The sequence below is a fragment of the Parabacteroides sp. AM17-47 genome, assembly GCF_003434625.1.
Lineage (GTDB): Bacteria > Bacteroidota > Bacteroidia > Bacteroidales > Tannerellaceae > Parabacteroides > Parabacteroides distasonis.
In genome coordinates, this window is sequence record NZ_QTLI01000028.1 from 31,700 (window position 1) to 48,558 (window position 16,859).

The 16,859-nt window shown below is 49.4% G+C and carries 15 protein-coding genes; 5 read left to right on the forward strand and 10 right to left on the reverse strand.

The features are described 5' to 3' along the window. Positions 1-55: 55 nt before the first annotated feature. Positions 56-2,125 (forward strand): sensor histidine kinase, encoded by a 2,070-nt coding sequence (locus tag DW205_RS19365; protein ID WP_005862782.1) that lies wholly within the window; start codon positions 56-58, stop codon positions 2,123-2,125. Between the two features lie 294 nt (positions 2,126-2,419). Here the strand turns inward: DW205_RS19365 and dapA are convergent, their stop codons facing one another. Genes dapA through DW205_RS19410 form a run of 9 tightly spaced genes read right to left on the reverse strand, consistent with a single transcriptional unit; the run spans position 2,420 to position 12,535 of the window. Continuing rightward, complete coding sequence (gene dapA, locus DW205_RS19370; protein WP_005857419.1) at positions 2,420-3,313, reverse strand: 4-hydroxy-tetrahydrodipicolinate synthase; 894 nt, start codon at positions 3,311-3,313, stop codon at positions 2,420-2,422. Between the two features lie 52 nt (positions 3,314-3,365). After that, the gene (locus tag DW205_RS19375; protein WP_005862785.1) at positions 3,366-3,887 is read right to left on the reverse strand and encodes a hypothetical protein; all 522 of its coding nucleotides are present in this window, start codon (positions 3,885-3,887) and stop codon (positions 3,366-3,368) included. Continuing rightward, complete coding sequence (gene ligA, locus DW205_RS19380) at positions 3,888-5,882, reverse strand: NAD-dependent DNA ligase LigA (protein WP_005862787.1); 1,995 nt, start codon at positions 5,880-5,882, stop codon at positions 3,888-3,890. Between the two features lies 1 nt (position 5,883). Beyond that, the gene (locus tag DW205_RS19385) at positions 5,884-6,867 is read right to left on the reverse strand and encodes a PCMD domain-containing protein (protein WP_005857426.1); all 984 of its coding nucleotides are present in this window, start codon (positions 6,865-6,867) and stop codon (positions 5,884-5,886) included. A gap of 36 nt (positions 6,868-6,903) precedes the next feature. Then, the gene (locus DW205_RS19390; RefSeq protein WP_005857428.1) at positions 6,904-8,007 is read right to left on the reverse strand and encodes a sulfotransferase; all 1,104 of its coding nucleotides are present in this window, start codon (positions 8,005-8,007) and stop codon (positions 6,904-6,906) included. A 3-nt stretch (positions 8,008-8,010) separates the two neighbouring features. Further along, a complete protein-coding gene (gene cysN / locus DW205_RS19395; protein ID WP_005857430.1) occupies positions 8,011-9,453 on the reverse strand; it encodes a sulfate adenylyltransferase subunit CysN in 1,443 nt (480 codons plus the stop codon). Positions 9,454-9,465: 12 nt separating this feature from the next. Then, the gene (cysD, locus tag DW205_RS19400) at positions 9,466-10,374 is read right to left on the reverse strand and encodes a sulfate adenylyltransferase subunit CysD (RefSeq protein ID WP_005857432.1); all 909 of its coding nucleotides are present in this window, start codon (positions 10,372-10,374) and stop codon (positions 9,466-9,468) included. An 8-nt stretch (positions 10,375-10,382) separates the two neighbouring features. Further along, positions 10,383-10,994, reverse strand: a complete 612-nt coding sequence (cysC, locus tag DW205_RS19405; RefSeq protein WP_005862790.1) for an adenylyl-sulfate kinase — start codon at positions 10,992-10,994, stop codon at positions 10,383-10,385. Then, positions 10,982-12,535 (reverse strand): SLC13 family permease, encoded by a 1,554-nt coding sequence (locus DW205_RS19410; RefSeq protein ID WP_005862792.1) that lies wholly within the window; start codon positions 12,533-12,535, stop codon positions 10,982-10,984. Before DW205_RS19410 ends, cysC begins: the two co-directional genes overlap by 13 nt. A gap of 500 nt (positions 12,536-13,035) precedes the next feature. Here DW205_RS19410 and DW205_RS19415 point away from each other — a divergent pair, with 500 nt between their 5' ends. From DW205_RS19415 to mobV, 4 genes are all read left to right on the forward strand, one after another. Then, positions 13,036-14,268 (forward strand): site-specific integrase, encoded by a 1,233-nt coding sequence (locus DW205_RS19415; RefSeq protein ID WP_005867000.1) that lies wholly within the window; start codon positions 13,036-13,038, stop codon positions 14,266-14,268. 17 nt (positions 14,269-14,285) lie between these two features. Next, positions 14,286-14,678, forward strand: a complete 393-nt coding sequence (locus tag DW205_RS19420) for a hypothetical protein (protein ID WP_005866999.1) — start codon at positions 14,286-14,288, stop codon at positions 14,676-14,678. 76 nt (positions 14,679-14,754) lie between these two features. Beyond that, the gene (locus DW205_RS19425; protein WP_195527776.1) at positions 14,755-15,123 is read left to right on the forward strand and encodes a hypothetical protein; all 369 of its coding nucleotides are present in this window, start codon (positions 14,755-14,757) and stop codon (positions 15,121-15,123) included. A gap of 162 nt (positions 15,124-15,285) precedes the next feature. Further along, positions 15,286-16,653 carry a MobV family relaxase gene (gene mobV / locus DW205_RS19430; RefSeq protein ID WP_117682424.1) on the forward strand — a complete coding sequence of 456 codons (1,368 nt, stop codon included), beginning with the start codon at positions 15,286-15,288 and terminating at the stop codon, positions 16,651-16,653. Here the strand turns inward: mobV and DW205_RS22640 are convergent. After that, a partial coding sequence (locus DW205_RS22640; protein ID WP_233523165.1) for a hypothetical protein occupies positions 16,643-16,859 on the reverse strand: 217 nt, incomplete at its 5' end. The genes mobV and DW205_RS22640 overlap by 11 nt on opposite strands.

The following is a 16,859-nucleotide window of genomic DNA, read 5'->3' on the forward strand; positions in this document are numbered from 1 at the left end:
TACGCTTGATATTTAATATTAAAATGTATTTTTGTATTGAACATCATACAATATCATGAGAAATACCTATTTAGTATTATTTATCTATTTAATGATCCCAATGTTTTCTTTAGGGGAAAACACCTATACTACCCAACAAAGGGAAGACAGCCTTTTATCCCTATTAAAGTCCTCGCCAGCCATAAATGAACAGATCGAGTTATATAAGGATTTAGCGACAATGTACAGGCAAATGCCCAAGGAGATTGTTTACCTAAACAAAATGGCAGATGTGGCAAGCTCCACTTCGAAAGGTCATGCTTCCTTATATTACGCATGGGCCAACTTATCCCGCCATTATTACAATATACAAAACAGGGATAGCCTGATTTACTGGTCGCATAAGATAGATTCATTGGCCGCGGCCAAGAATGAGGTTCCGGACGCATTATTCGATGCGCGAGGATTCATTTGCCAAATGGATCTATGGGACGGCAATTATGAGTTAGCGATGAACGGGGCGATCAGCCTATACAACTATGCCCGTGATACAAAGAGTGAATATGGATTGATTTGTTGCAATGAGAACTTAGGTTTAATCTATCAAGAAATACATCGGGATAGTGATGCGATAGTAGCTTATCGGGAAGGTCTCGATTTATTACAGAAACGAGGTGACAATCCGAAATTCGAGATGCAATACATGGGAAACCTCATCGAATCTTATCTACGAACCGATCATTTCACCGAGGCCGAGGAATTATTAACCCGTTACGATGAAATGATCCAAGATAGGGAAAGAGAGAATGAAGAACAAGGCACCGCATTCCCCGTGGATCGTTGCCGTGCGCTAATGTATGTTTTTTATGCGGATATGTATGTCCTTCAAGACAAGCCCAAGAAAGCACTGGAGACCTTGTTGAAGGCGACACCGATCGTAGAGAAAACCGGAGATGATTATACGGAATTCTGCTACAACTTCGTTTTCGCCAAGTATTACTATTTAATAGGTAAGTATGGAAAGGCGCTGAATATCATAGACACAAATAAATTAACAGAAGAAGATATACGAACCTCGGAGCTGAAAGTCGAGATTCTCGAAGCATTGGGACGTTATAAAGAAGCGCTCGCATTTAGTAGAGAAGTTGTAGAACATACCAAGATGTTGCATGACGAGGCCTTCAACCGGCAGATCAATCAGCTCCGGACATTACATGATCTAAACAATCAAGAGATGCAGGCATATGAACTACAGCTACGTGAACAACAACTGCATACCCAAAGGTTGTTAATGATTATTCTACTCGTAGTATCGATCGTTCTTTTAGTGATGCTATACATCGTATACAAGTCCTATCGCTCCGCACGCCGCTACCAACGAGAACTTATGAAAGACAAGGAAGCCTTAGTAGAGTCCGAGCGTCAACTTCGTACAGCCAAAGAGATAGCGGAACACGCCAACCAGATGAAAAGCACGTTTATCGCCAATATCAGCCATGAGATCCGTACGCCACTTAACGCAATTGTCGGCTTTTCGGAATTAATATCCGATGAATCTATTTCCGCTGGCGAAAAGAAAGAGTTTTTCTCCATTATCAACAATAACTCTTATTTATTACTTAATCTGATAAATGACATTCTTGACCTTTCTCGCCTAGAATCCGGGAATATGAAGTTCATTATAGAGAAGACAAGCTTATCAGATTGTTGCCGGAACGCTTTGGCAAGTGTAGAGCACCGGGTCTTTCCGGGTGTTCAATTGACCTATACACCTTCTAAAGACCCCTTACATATCCAGACAGATTCGATACGTCTCCAACAATTATTGATAAACTTATTGACCAATGCCTGCAAGTTCACGAAAGAAGGAGAGATCAACCTATCTTATCAAATAGATGAGGACAAGCAGCATGTACGTATCACCGTAACCGATACCGGATGTGGAATACCGGAGGATAAGCAGAAAGTCATATTCGAGCGTTTCGAAAAGGTAGATGAATACGCGCAGGGTACAGGCTTAGGGTTATCCATCAGCCAAACGATTATCGAGCATTTAGGTGGCTCCATTCAATTAGACCCGACGTATAAGCATGGAGCCCGGTTCATCGTACTCCACCCCTATAATCCTCTTGATAATCCATCATGACGTAAACCACGTCTTGAAATCCGGCTACCAGCCCGGTCAAGAATACGGGGCGAAGTAGACGCGGACAGTCTCAATAAAACGAGGACGCTCCTATAGCCTTACTGTAGTACCATATAGGAAGTACTACAGTACTTCTTCGAAAGTACCGTAGTACTTTTATTATGATTACTTGAGTACTTCTTTAGGAGTACTGGAGCATATCTATAGAAAAAGGCTTCACATGCCCTCTATGACACATGAAGCCCCTTTTGTTATCCCATATAAATAATAAGAATCGTTGCCGTTAAAAGCAGATCAGCACTTAATGCTCAACTGCCGCAACACCTCACGGATCTTCTCATACGTGACGATACGTGTAGGAACCAAAGGCAAACGAAGCTTATTCTCGATAAAGCCCATCATATTTAACATACTCTTCGCTCCGGCAGGATTTCCATCCACGAACAACAGGCTGAACAGCTCCGTGAAGCTGTGATGGATCGTACGTGCGCTATCATAATCACCCGCCAAGGCCAGACGTACCATACGGCTAAACTCACGAGGGAAGGCGTTACCGATCACGGAGATCACTCCCACCGCACCTAATGTCATTAAAGGGAAAGTAATACCATCGTCACCGGAGATCACGTTGAAACGGGCCGGCTTGTTCTTGATGATATCATCCATCTGGGTGATATTGCCGGAAGCCTCTTTCACGGCGATCACGTTATCGAACTCACGGGCGATACGAAGCGTAGTCTCGGCCGTCATGTTCACGCCCGTACGCCCCGGTACGTTATAGAGTACGATCGGTAAATGAGTAGCGTTGGCGATCGCCTTGTAATGCTGGTAAATCCCTTCTTGGGAAGGCTTATTATAATAAGGTACGACCGAGAGGATAGCGTCGATACCCTCGAAATTATCGGTCTTCAACTTCTCGACAACCGACCGTGTACAATTACCTCCCACGCCTAATACGATAGGGATACGGCCCCGTACACGAGTCACTACCAAGCTTATAATGTTTTTCTTTTCTTCTTCCGTAAGTGTAGGGGTTTCCGCTGTAGTTCCCAGCACTACCAAATAATCCGTACCGTTCTGCACCTGATAATCCACCAGCTTGCCTAACGCCTCGTAATCTACACTCTCATCTTCCTTGAATGGCGTGATCAACGCCACACCCATTCCTTTTAAATTTATGTCTGCCATGGGGAAAATATTCCTTTTTGTTATTTAGCACTGCAAAAATAAGGAAATTATATCATTTAGCACGGATGGAACGCAAATAAAATAATATCTGTCCGAATAAATACTGAATATCGTCCTTATCTGTTACAGTCAAGCCTAAGTCGTACCATTCTTGGCCCGGATACTTAATCCCGACCTTGAAGGCGGATGGATGCCGGAGAGCGATGTATTGCAAGGCATAACAACCTGGCCGGGTGATATCGATCAGGATATCCGCCTTGAGAGCGCCCACCTTTTCCAAGACACTATCGGAAGGGAATCCCCACGCGTTGAGATCGTTCTTTATATGTACAGGAATATTGGAATCGTCGAAAGGAATATCCGCTCCTCCGGACGGCACATACACACACGTCTTGATGTCCTTCTTCGCCTTGCGCAAAGGCTCCAAGGCCCTCATGACGTCCTCGTGATCCTCTATATTATACAAGACCAAAAGCGAACGTGCCTCATCCAAGGAAAGGGAACGATGCGGACGTCCCCCGGCATCCGACACTAAAGCCTGTATCTTCTTCTTGATAAAATAATTCGTAAACATTTATTCCAGCATATTTAAGAACGCATCCTCGTTGATAATCTTCACACCCAGCTTCGCCGCTTTCTCCAGCTTGGCCGGTCCCATATTCTCGCCGGCAAGGATATAATCGGTCTTCCCCGAGACGGAGCCGCTATTCTTGCCGCCATGTTGCTCAATCATCGCCTTATACTCGTCACGTGAATGCTTGGAAAATGTCCCGCTGATCACGATCGTCAATCCTTTCAACTTCTCGGAACGGTTCGCCAATTGCTCCTCGGAAACCGCCATCCGCAAGCCCTGTTCCTTTAATCGGTTCACCAACGTACGGTTCTTCTCGTCCGAGAAATAACTCAATACACTCTGGGCGATCCGCTCGCCGATCTCGTCCACGGCTACCAAATCCTCTAAGGACGCCTGCTCCAATGCCTCGATCGAATGGAAAGCCGAGACCAAGCGTTTAGCGACCGTCTCTCCCACGAAACGAATCCCCAGACCGAACAAGACCCTCTCAAAAGGAACTTGCTTGGATTCCTCCAGACTCGACATCAGATTCCGGGCGCTCTTCTCCGCCCACCGTTCCAGACGCAATAAATCGGCAACCGTCAACGTATATAAGTCCGCCGAGTCTTTTACATAACCGGCGTTGTACAAATCCTCCACCGTTTCCGGGCCTATATTGATATTCATCGCCTTCCGGGTCACGAAATGCTCTATACGCCCCTTGATCTGAGGAGGACAGCCCGACTCGTTCGGACAGTAATGCGCCGCCTCTCCCTCCGGACGCACCAAAGGAGTCCCGCACTCCGGACACACACGGATAAAGCGGACCTTATCCCCCATCAGCATCGAACGAGCCTCCACGTTCACTCCCACGATCTTCGGGATGATCTCCCCGCCTTTCTCCACATACACTTGGTCGCCGATATGCAAGTCAAGCCCCTCGATAATATCGGCGTTATGCAGGGAAGCCCGCTTCACCACCGTCCCCGCCAACAATACGGGCTCGAGGTTCGCCACCGGAGTGACCGTCCCCGTCCGTCCCACTTGGAAAGAGACCGAGTTCAAGCGAGTCTCGGCACGCTCTGCCTGAAACTTATAAGCGATCGCCCAGCGAGGGCTTTTCGACGTAAAACCTAAGTTCCTCTGCTGACGAAGCGAGTTTACCTTCAACACGATTCCATCCGTCGCCACGGGCAGGTTCTTACGTTCCACATCCCAATAAGCGATATAATCGAATATATCCTGTAGGCTCTGGCATTTACGGATCACGTCCGGAATCTTAAAACCCCATGCGCGAGCCGCCTGCAAATTCTCATAATGCCCTTCGGCCGGCAGGTTCTCACCCAATAAATAATAGAAATAAGCATCCAGCTTACGGGAGGCCACGATAGCCGGATTCTGCTGTTTCAACGTACCGGAAGCGGCATTGCGAGGATTGGCGAACAAGGGTTCCTCCTGCTCCTCCCGTTCCTTATTCAAGCGATCAAACTCCGCCCAAGGCAGCAATACCTCGCCACGGATCTCGAACTCCTCCGGAAAATCAGAACCCCGGAGTCTTAATGGAACCGAACGGATGGTCTTGATATTCGCCGTCACGTCATCACCACGAGTACCGTCGCCACGGGTCACGGCACGCGTCAAGCGTCCTTTCTCATAGGTCAAAGAGATAGAAGTGCCATCATATTTAAGCTCCGCCACAATCTCGAAAGGCTCATTCAAGGAGCGGACCGTACGATCATAAAAATCTCGGATCTCATCCTCGGAGTACGTATTACCCAACGAAAGCATCGGATATTTATGTACCACTTGCTCAAACTCTTTCGAGAGGTCGCTCCCCACCCTCCGGGTCGGGGAATCCGGATCGGCGAACTCGGGATGCGCCGCCTCCAGTTCCTGCAACTCTTTCATCATCTTATCAAACTCAAAGTCTGATATTGTCGGTGCCGAAAGCACATAATAATTATAATTATGCCGCTCCAGCTCATCACGCAGGGCTTTTATCTTTGCTTCGACCATATTAGTATATTAATTCTACGTTGTCTATCCAAAACGTATTTCCCGGAGAGCCGATATAGGCCCCTCCGTGGCTGGAGGTGAACTGCAACACCATATGCGTAGGTGCCTCGCCCGGCTCCGCCCAGCCTACCTCTTGGATAGGAACGCTTTTTCCTTTACTATTTAACGTATAACGTTCCTCTACTTGTATACGCATATACGGTTTATATTCGGGCTTGGATGTTATATTTCCATAAAGGATCGGGTAAGTAGCGTCATTTACCCAATCAGGGGTAGATTCCGTATAGCGTTGCACCATCGTACCGACCCGCTTGGAATAAACATTCCCTTCCTCGTCTTCCCATCGTTTCTGCAACAACAAGATCACCGCCAAGGAATCCTGCCCGGCCACCGTACTCTTACGGCTGAACCCCGTACTACGTACCCGATTCTTCTCGGGAGCGGCTTTCACCTTATAATCAAACCGCAACGCTTTCGGCTTCTTGGAGAAAGGCACTCCTGATTGTAACATCGCTTGGGGGTTTTTTGTTCCCTTGATCGGCTCATGCACCGTACCCAAGAAAACGGAGCCGGCGGCGATCACCTCGATATCCACCAAACCGAAAACCTTCACGCTCTCATAACGGGTCTCCATGCGGGCGCACATCCCATCCCCCCGTTTCTCCGGGAAAACAGACGTATTGGTTTTCACCACTCCCGCCACTTTCGCCATCACGTTGGAAGTAGCCCACGGAGAACCGCCCATATTACGAAACGCCGTATTACCGACAATCGTATCCGAGGGCCCCAGCTCATAAAGCCATTTCGTATTTCCCCCGATAATGCCAGACTCATGAATCTCACGGACAATCCAATTATCCATGTCTCCATAAGCGAAGGGCACCACATTCTCCGATGTCACCCCATCCCCGTCCGCAAGAACCACGGACAAAGGCATACAAGCGATTGCCAAAAATAACGCTTTCTTTCTTAAACTCAAACCCATCCCTCTATCAATTTAATACCTATCTAACCCTTTTATTTATAAGCTATAGCCCCATTCCTTCAAGGCCATGCCCCAATTTTCCTCTACGAGCCGGACCGTACGATCCTCGTACTTGTATTGGTTCTTCTTGTAGCCCTTCTTCTTGCCCAGATACTTCTCTATATCCGCCTTAGACTCCTTAAAGCCGGGTAAGTTTAATGACCCGTAAATATTTTCCGTCATGGCGAAAGCGTCTTTCTCGAAATCCTCGAACTTCACTTCCACCAGATTGCCTTCCGGTATCAGGTGCTTCTCTTCCTCGTACTTGTAGAAAAGACGGCGATATACCTCGATGAAGTTCGCCTCGATCTGCTCGTTCGTGATATCCTGCAAACGCAATGGCTGGATCGTATTCGTAAAGAAACTGCGGGTACTCTCGAATACCGTATACGGATTTCGCTTCAAGTAGATGAACTTAGCGTTCGGGAACATCTCCAGCAATGTCTTCACACGCCCCGTATGCGGTGGGTTCTTGCTCAAATACTGCGTACCGTTCGTATTCCAGAGGGAAACCTTAACCAGACGCATGAAAGTATCCATGAAGATCCGCCGCTCCTCCTCCGTGATATCGTTAAACAATAAGTAACGATCGCAATACTCCATCCAGCGTTTCGGGAAGAACCAGAAATTATAATATGTATAAGGCATCATGTTCGACAAGGCGAACTCCTCCTCTTGCGGAAGATCCACCTTCAACTCCATATTATCGGTCGGACGCTTATCCGGCATCAAGAAAGCCATGTTCTTCTTGAAGAAAGGCTGCCCCCAGAGCATCAGGTGCGGGAATACCGTCTGGTACGTCGTGGTATAACCGAAATGCTTATCGCAGGCGAAGATGTTATGAACAAAAGTCGTACCACTCCGCCAATGCCCCAAGATAAACAAGGGGTCCATCTCGAGCGGCTTATCGGCCAATTTCTTGAACCGGCTATCCTCGATCGGCTTCAAGGCGCTCAACAGGCGGCAAACACCGGTCGTAAGGCGATACTTACCCTTAAAGCCCTTGTCTATCTGCTGCCGGGCCGTCACCTTCCTGAACGTATCCCAATCCGCCCCGACCAACGTATTGATCGGTAGCTTATCAAACTCCAACAATCCCATATCCTATCGTTTTTCCGTTATACATTTCACAGATACGCCCTGCCGGCCCAACTCCTCACAAACCTTACGGATCGCCTCATAATGCTCCTCTCCGATTCCCATCTCCGGGAGGTTCAAGGTAGCCAAAGCGTCTTCCGTCACCATATCTTTAGCGTCCACACGGTCGATGATCATACCCACGGCGGACGTATTATTCGTAATCGGATCGATCAAGATAAACGAGCCGGTCTGCTTATTCCTCCTATACGGATCGAAGAACAACTCCTTGCCGGTAGTAAATACCACACGGCCGATCTCGTTCAGCTCCAGATGATCCACGGAAGACTGCTCCATCGTGTTCACGTTCACCTTATAGCGGATACTATCCACACGGGCACGTGTCGTATGAGTGGTCTGCTTGATGTAGAACTGCTTGTTCACGTCCATGGCTTCCTCATCCATCCACACCAGCATGGCCTCGAAATTACGGTCGCGGATCGGCAAGTTATCCGGGTGCACCAGCATCTCCCCACGGGAGATATCGATCTCGTCCTCCAAGGTGATCGTAATACATTGAGGCGGGAAAGCCTGCTCCAACTCACCCTCGTAGGTGACGATGCTCTTTACCTTCGAGGTCTTCCCGGAAGGCAACGCCATCACCGTATCTCCCTTACGCACGATACCGCTAGCCACCTTGCCGCTAAACCCACGGAAATCCAGATTCGGGCGCAACACGTATTGCACCGGATAACGGAAGTCCTCGTAGTTACGATCCAAGTCGATAGGCACGTTCTCCAGATAATCCAATAAAGACGTACCCTCGTACCAAGGCGTACGATCACTCTTCTCCACCACGTTATCGCCATCCAAGGCCGATAAGGGGATATACGTGATATCCGGGATATCCAGCGGCTCCACGAAACGTTTATAATCCGCCACGATCCGGTCGAACGTATCCTTGTCGAAGTCCACCAAGTCCATCTTATTCACGGCCAGTACCACATGTTTGATCCCCAGCAAAGATACCAGATAGGTGTGACGGCAGGTTTGCGTGATCACGCCCGTGCGGGCATCCACCAAGATGATCGCCAGATTCGCCGTGGAACCACCCGTGATCATATTCCGGGTGTACTGCTCGTGCCCCGGGGTGTCGGCGATGATGAACTTACGGTTGTTCGTGCTGAAATAGCGGTAAGCCACATCGATCGTGATACCTTGCTCACGCTCGGCCTTCAAGCCATCCAGCAACAAAGCGTAGTCGATATGCTCGCCGGCGTTGCCCATACGCTTGCTGTCACGCTCCAAGGCATCCAACTGATCCTCGTATATTTTCTTACTATCAAACAGCAATCGGCCTATCAAGGTCGATTTGCCATCATCCACCGAGCCGGCGGTCAAGAATCTCAGCAGGTCCTTCTGCTCGTCCTTATCTAGGAATTCCTTTATATTTAATTTTGTATCTGCCATGTCTCTTCTGTGTTAAAAATACCCTTCCCGTTTCTTCTGCTCCATACTAGCGTCTTGATCGAAGTCGATCACACGGGTCGTACGCTCGCTCTTCGTCGTGGTCATCATCTCCTCCACGATTTTCTCGATCGTATCCGCCTCGCTCTCCACGGCGCCGGTCAGCGGCCAGCAGCCCAACGTACGGAAACGGACCATACGCATACGGATCTGGTCCCGGTATTGCTCCGGCAAGCGGTCGTCGTCCGCCATGATCAAATTACCGTCGATCTCCACGCACGGACGCTCCTTGGCGAAATACAGGGGAACGATCGGGATATTCTCCAGACGGATATATTGCCAGATATCCAGCTCCGTCCAGTTCGATAGCGGAAATACACGGATGCTCTCGCCCTTATGCACACGGGCGTTATAGATATCCCACAACTCCGGGCGCTGGTTCTTCGGGTCCCATTGATGGAACTTATCGCGGAACGAGAAGATACGTTCTTTCGCACGGCTCTTCTCCTCGTCACGGCGGGCGCCGCCGAAAGCGGCGTCGAACTTATATTTATCCAAGGCATGAAGCAAAGCCTGCGTCTTCATCAAGTCCGTATGCACCTTGCTTCCATGCGTGAACGGGCCCACGCCCGCGTGGAAAGCCTCCATATTAGACTCCACGATCAAGTTCCAGCCGAATTTCTTCGCATAAGAATCACGGAACTCTATCATCTCCTTAAACTTCCATTTCGAATCGATGTGCATCAACGGGAAAGGAACCTTACCCGGAGCGAAAGCCTTCTCGGCCAGACGGACCATCACGGAAGAATCCTTCCCGATGGAATAAAGCATAACAGGATTCTCGAACTCGGCGGCTACCTCACGGATGATGTGGATAGACTCGGCCTCCAGCTCCTGTAAATGACTTAACTTGTAATCAGACATATCTTTTTTCAGTGTTTAATTTCTACTTTCGGTATGATCAACTCCAACAACCGGCTCACGGATTGCTCCACGCTCAATACGGAGGTATCCAAGGACAGGTCCGGACGCTCCGGCGCCTCGAACGGGGCGGAAACCCCGGTAAACTCCTTGATCTCGCCTTTCCGGGCCTTGGCATACAGGCCTTTCACGTCACGGCGTTCGCACTCGGCGAGCGGCGTACTTACGTAAACCTCCAAGAAATCCGCTTTACCGATGATAGCGGACGCCATCTCTCTCAACTCGTTGTTCGGGCTGATAAAAGCCGCTATGGTTATAACACCCGTATCGACAAACAGTTTACCCACCTCGGCGATCCGGCGTATATTCTCCACCCGGTCCTCCGGCGAGAACCCGAGATTATTGTTGATACCACTACGGATATTATCCCCGTCGAGGATGCGGCAAAGCAATCCCCGTTTATGCAACTCACGCTCCAAGGCGATAGCGATCGTGCTTTTCCCCGAGCCACTCAAACCCGTGAACCACACCATCACTCCCCTTTGCCCCAGAAGCGCCTCTTTATCCTCACGACCCAGCATACGGTCGAAAATCGGATAGATATTATTTTCTAAAACTTCCATATCATAGGTATTACAAACACGGAGATCAAGAACGTGATCAAGTTCAAGGGCAGGCCCACCTTCACGAAATCCGTGAACTTATAGCCTCCCACGCCTTGTACGATCAGGTTGGTCTGGTAGCCGATCGGCGTACTGAAACTAGCCGACGCCGCCATACAGATCACGACAAAGAATGGGGTCGGATCAACGCCTAATTGCGTAGCCACCGACAAGGCGATCGGGAAACTCAATGCCGCCGCGGCGTTGTTCGTGATCAACTCCGTAAATATATTGGTAATAATAAATATAATCGCCAGCAACGCATACGGTCCTAAATCGTCGGCCATACTAATTATATGGCGGGCTATCATGGAGGCAAAGCCGGAATTCTCCATGGCCTTGCTGATAGCGAAGGCACAAGCGATCGTTATCAAGATATCCCAAGAGATGTATTTCGTGTATTTCTTCGGCGGGAAGATCTTAGTCCACGCCATGATGATTGTCGTAATGCAGACAAAGAAGAACATATCCAAGCGCATACTTGGAACGGCCTCTTTCACGACTGGCAACTCTCCTACCGTCGCCCCCGTAATCATAAAGATCAACAGTCCTAAAGCCAGCCAACGTTTCTTCCTCGATACCGGCTCCGTTGCCTCATTACCATTCGCCAACATCAAGAAGACACTAGACTCACCCCATGTAGGGATAAAAGAATCGTCCGCCCACAACACCAAGGTATCGCCCTCATGCAACACCACCGTATCCAGATTACGGGTAAAACGCTGTCCGCCGCTTTTCACCTCTTTCACGATCGCCCCGTAATGGCGGGTAAAGTTAAACTCTCCCAAGGTCTTGTTGATACCCGGGAAGCGTGCGCCCAGCACGGCCTCCACCCGGTGGAAATTCCCGGGATTCTCATCCTCCCCGTCTTCGGATACCGTATCCGTCCTCGAGTCCGGAAGCAGTTTATTCGAGAAAGCGAACAAATATAAAATACCGGCGATAGCGATAAAAATACCGACTTTCCCCAGCTCAAACATCGTAAAGCCCTCATATCCCGCCTCCAGAATCATGCCGTGCACCACCAGATTCGTAGAAGTACCGATCAAGGTACATATACCGCCCAATATCGTGACATACGAGAGAGGGATCAAGAATTTCGTGGCCGGAAGCCTCACCGCCTCCGCCCATCGCTTGATGATCGGGGCAAAAATAACCACCACCGGCGTATTATTCAGGAACGCCGACACGAAAGCCACGGGCGGGAGCATCCTCGCCTGCGCCTTGAAGACGGTGGTCTTCCCCTCGGGAAGCAGTTTCTTGATCAATTGGCCTAAAGCCCCGCTCTGCCGCACTCCCTCACTGACAAGGAAGAGCATGGCTACGGTTATCATCCCTTTATTGCTAAAGCCCTCCAGCATCTCCTTGGGAGTAAGAATGCCTACGCAGAGAAAAAACACGACCACTGTCAGAAGAACCATTCCCGGCCGCATCTTATCCCATACCAAGGCTGCGATCATGCCGATCAGGGCCAGCAACACAAACACTATATCAAAATTCATGTATTTACTTTTAAGAGCGCAAAAATAATAAGAATACTCAAGTGCGCACTCCTTTCGCTAACCTATTTTTAGGATTATATGGGATATAGACCAATAATGATTGATTCTGGGCCAACTTATATTCTTACAAGGTAGTCTTCTAAATTTCGTTCATAACCAAATAAACAAGAATGCATTGTACGGCTTGTAGAGACGGAGCATGCTCCGTCTCCCACCGCTGACAATAACTTAAAATAAACACATAGCGAAAAAGTAAATTTGGGCAAAGCGTAGCGAATTAGCTGATAGAGTGTTCGTTACGCTTTGTTTTTCTATGGGGCAGAGCCAACGAAATACCACCTCGAAGCCAAACAGCGCAAGAGTTCAGTTACCACCTCATTACCCCCGTAACGGGTGTGAATTTCTTGCTAAATGGTTCTGTTTCTGTGATTTGCGTAATTTTGCATAGCAGTCGGTAACTCACTAATAACTAATTTTGTAACCAAAAAAAGGAGTGAGTTATGCGAAGTACATTCAAGGTATTATTTTACGTGAAGAAAGGCAGCGAGAAGCCGAACGGCAACCTGCCTTTAATGTGCCGTATCACGGTGGACGGCGAGATTAAACAGTTCAGTTGCAAGATGGACGTTCCCCCACGGTTGTGGGACGTGAAAAACAGCCGTGCTTCGGGCAAGAGCGTCGAAGCGCAGAGAATCAACCTTGCGGTAGATAAAATCCGTGTGGAGGTAAACCGCCGCTATCAAGAGTTAATGCAGACGGACGGATATGTTACCGCCGCCAAACTCAAAGACGCCTATCTTGGTATCGGCATCAAGCAGGAAACCTTGCTGAAGCTGTTCGAGCAGCACAACGCCGAGTTTGAGAAGAAAGTCGGGCACAGCAGGGCGCAGGGTACATTTACCCGTTATCGGACGGTCTGCAACCATATTCGGGAGTTCCTGCCCCATACCTACAAGCGTGAGGACATCCCGTTAAAGGAACTCAACCTCACGTTCATCAACGATTTCGAGTATTTTCTGCGCACGGAGAAGAAATGCCGCACCAATACCGTGTGGGGCTACATGATTGCGTTGAAGCACATCGTTTCGATAGCGAGAAACGACGGACGTTTGCCGTTCAATCCCTTTGCCGGATATATCAACTCTCCCGAAAGCGTGGATAGGGGCTACCTCACCCAAACGGAGATACAGACGCTCATGGACGCACCCATGAAGAATGCCACCCATGAACTTGTACGGGACTTGTTCGTCTTTTCGGTGTTCACGGGTTTGGCGTATTCGGACGTGAAGAACCTCACCGCCGACCACCTGCAAACATTCTTCGACGGCAACCTTTGGATAATCACCCGAAGAAAGAAGACCAACACCGAATCGAACATCCGTCTTTTGGACGTTCCCAAGTGTATCATAGAGAAATACAAGGGACTGGCTCGGGACGGTCATGTTTTCCCCGTTCCGAGTAACGGCAGTTGCAACAAGATACTCAAAGAGATAGGCAGACAATGCGGCTTCAAGGTACGTTTGACCTACCATGTTGCAAGACACACGAACGCCACGACCGTGCTTCTGTCGCACGGCGTACCCATCGAAACGGTGAGCCGTCTTTTGGGGCATACCAACATAAAGACCACCCAAATTTACGCCAAAATCACCGCCCAGAAGATAAGCCAAGACATGGAAACCCTGTCGCACAAGTTGGAGGATATGGAGAAGAATATCTGCCGAGCCATCTAATTAAAAACAGAATCCCGATGAAAGAAGAAAGGAACATTATCACGATGGACGGGCAGGGCAATATCTCCCTGCCGAGCGATATAGGTGCAACCGCCATGACCGAGCGGGAAATCTGCGAACTGTTCGGGGTTATCGCCCCGACGGTTCGGGCAGGGATAAAGGCACTCTGCAAAAGCGGAGTTTTGAAAGAGTACGGCATAAAACGCCTTATCCGCTTACCGGAGAGAAGTTACATCGAGGTTTACAACCTCGAAACGATAGCCGCCCTCGCTTTCCGTATCGAGTCGTTCGGGGCGGCGAAAGTCCGCAGGGCATTATTAGAGAGGATTATACACGGGCGAAAAGAGAAAACGACGGTATTCGTGTCGGTTGTTTCGGACGGCAAGCCCAACAGCCGTTGGAAAGCATGATGATACACCAACATATCAACATACCAACATGCAAACGTACCAACATACCGGCATGCAAACATGCAAACCTATCACTATGGTGATATATATTGCAGGTTCTATTCCTCTTTTCAGAGGAAAGCGGAGCAATCATTTCCGTTTACAAAGGCAAAGCAAGCACGGGGCTTTATGTCGGCTAAAAGGTCAGGCGGCTGCGCCGTTTCCCGATAAATCTTCCTCTCGCTTCGCTGCGAGCGTATTTATCGGGAAAACCTTGTATCCGACCGCCCCGTGCAAAAGAGCCTTTGAAAACGGAAACGACCGCCCCGCCGCCCACCACCGACCGAAAGGGAAAAATAATAAGGTGGGGGTTACGGGCAAGCAGGCGGCAGGGACAGCCACCGCCGAAAGGCAGACGGGCAGACGGACGGCACGCCGCAGGGTATTTGCGGAGAAAATACCGTAGCTTATTAGGGAATTTTCCGAGCCGCAATACTACGTATCGCTGAAAATTCCCCAATAAGGCAAGGGGCAAGCCCCTCTGCACACCCCATCGGGGACGGCATTTGCCGCCCCCGAAGATACGGAAAATCATTGTTTCACAAGTCAAGGAAGAAAGGAAAAATATATGGGTTTCGTAGTTTTACACATGGAAAAGGCGCACGGCAGCGACAGCGGAACGACCGCACATATCGAGCGTTTCATCATACCGAAGAACGCCGACCCCACACGCACGCACCTGAACCGCAGGCTTATCGAATACCCCGACGGGGTGAAAGACCGTTCGGCGGCTATACAGCAGAGATTAGAAGAAGCGGGGCTGACACGCAAAATCGGAAGCAACCAAGTACGGGCAATCCGCATCAACGTGTCGGGAACGCACGAGGACATGAAGCGGATAGAGGAAGAGGGGCGTTTGGACGAGTGGTGCGCCGACAATCTGAAATACTTCGCCGACACGTTCGGAAAGGAGAACATCGTGGCGGCTCACCTGCACAGGGACGAGGAAACGCCGCACATACACGTTACACTCGTCCCCATCGTCAAGGGAGAGCGAAAGCGCAGGAAAAGGGAGGAACAGACGAAGAAGCGATACCGCAAGAAGCCGACCGACACCGTGAGGCTGTGCGCAGACGATATTATGACACGGCTGAAATTGAAGTCCTACCAAGATACCTATGCCGTGGCGATGGCGAAATACGGGCTGCAAAGGGGCATAGACGGCTCGAAAGCTCGTCACAAGTCCACGCAGCAGTATTATCGGGATATACAGAAACTCTCCGACGACCTCAAAGCGGAAGTGGTGGATTTGCAGCAGCAGAAAGAAACGGCACGGGAAGAACTAAGACGGGCGAAAAAAGAAATACAGACCGAGAAGCTGAAAGGGGCGGCAACCGTCGCAGCCGCCAACATCGCCGAGAGTGTCGGTTCTCTTTTCGGCAGTAACAAGGTCAAGACGCTGGAAAGGGAGAACACCGCCCTGCATAGGGAGGTAGCCGACCACGAGGAAACCATCGAAGCCCTGCAAGACAGAATACAGACCATGCAGGCAGACCACAGCCGACAGATGGCGGAAGTAGAACGGAAGCACCGCAGGGAGATAGCGGACAAGGAAACGAAGCACAAGGAGGAAATATCTTTCTTGAAAACGGTAATCGCAAAGGCTGCGGCATGGTTTCCCTATTTCCGTGAAATGCTCCGTATCGAAAACCTTTGCCGCCTTGTCGGGTTCGATGAAAGGCAGACCGCAACGCTCGTCAAGGGAAAACCGTTGGAGTATGCAGGGGAACTCTACTCGGAGGAACACGGACGGAAATTCACGACCGAAAGGGCAGGTTTCCAAGTGCTGAAAGACCCCACGGACGGGGCTAAATTGGTTCTTGCCATCGACCGAAAGCCCATTGCCGAGTGGTTTAAGGAACAGTTCGAGAAGTTAAGGCAGAACATACGCCGACCTATACAACCGCAAAGGAAAGGCAAGGGATTCAAGCTATAAATGTTAAATCCTGCCCGATTTGCCGAAAAAAGTGCGGTACGCCGTTCGTGGTGTACCGCACTTTTTTTATATTTGTTCGCAAGGTGATATACTTGAAGAAAATAACAGCTGATTTCGCTGTTAGCACAATGTTATGCGGCAGCTTAAAAGACGACACCAAACCAGAAAAATCATCTTGACAACCACCCGACTTTGAACTACGAAGG

Coding starts and splice junctions, on each gene's coding strand:
- DW205_RS19365 (WP_005862782.1), top strand. CDS start 56: ATGAGAAATACCTATTTAGTATTATTTATCTATTTAATGATCCCAATG.
- dapA (WP_005857419.1), bottom strand. CDS start 3,313: ATGGCAGACATAAATTTAAAAGGAATGGGTGTGGCGTTGATCACGCCA.
- DW205_RS19375 (WP_005862785.1), bottom strand. CDS start 3,887: ATGTTTACGAATTATTTTATCAAGAAGAAGATACAGGCTTTAGTGTCG.
- ligA (WP_005862787.1), bottom strand. CDS start 5,882: ATGGTCGAAGCAAAGATAAAAGCCCTGCGTGATGAGCTGGAGCGGCAT.
- DW205_RS19385 (WP_005857426.1), bottom strand. CDS start 6,867: ATGGGTTTGAGTTTAAGAAAGAAAGCGTTATTTTTGGCAATCGCTTGT.
- DW205_RS19390 (WP_005857428.1), bottom strand. CDS start 8,007: ATGGGATTGTTGGAGTTTGATAAGCTACCGATCAATACGTTGGTCGGG.
- cysN (WP_005857430.1), bottom strand. CDS start 9,453: ATGGCAGATACAAAATTAAATATAAAGGAATTCCTAGATAAGGACGAG.
- cysD (WP_005857432.1), bottom strand. CDS start 10,374: ATGTCTGATTACAAGTTAAGTCATTTACAGGAGCTGGAGGCCGAGTCT.
- cysC (WP_005862790.1), bottom strand. CDS start 10,994: ATGGAAGTTTTAGAAAATAATATCTATCCGATTTTCGACCGTATGCTG.
- DW205_RS19410 (WP_005862792.1), bottom strand. CDS start 12,535: ATGAATTTTGATATAGTGTTTGTGTTGCTGGCCCTGATCGGCATGATC.
- DW205_RS19415 (WP_005867000.1), top strand. CDS start 13,036: ATGCGAAGTACATTCAAGGTATTATTTTACGTGAAGAAAGGCAGCGAG.
- DW205_RS19420 (WP_005866999.1), top strand. CDS start 14,286: ATGAAAGAAGAAAGGAACATTATCACGATGGACGGGCAGGGCAATATC.
- DW205_RS19425 (WP_195527776.1), top strand. CDS start 14,755: ATGGTGATATATATTGCAGGTTCTATTCCTCTTTTCAGAGGAAAGCGG.
- mobV (WP_117682424.1), top strand. CDS start 15,286: ATGGGTTTCGTAGTTTTACACATGGAAAAGGCGCACGGCAGCGACAGC.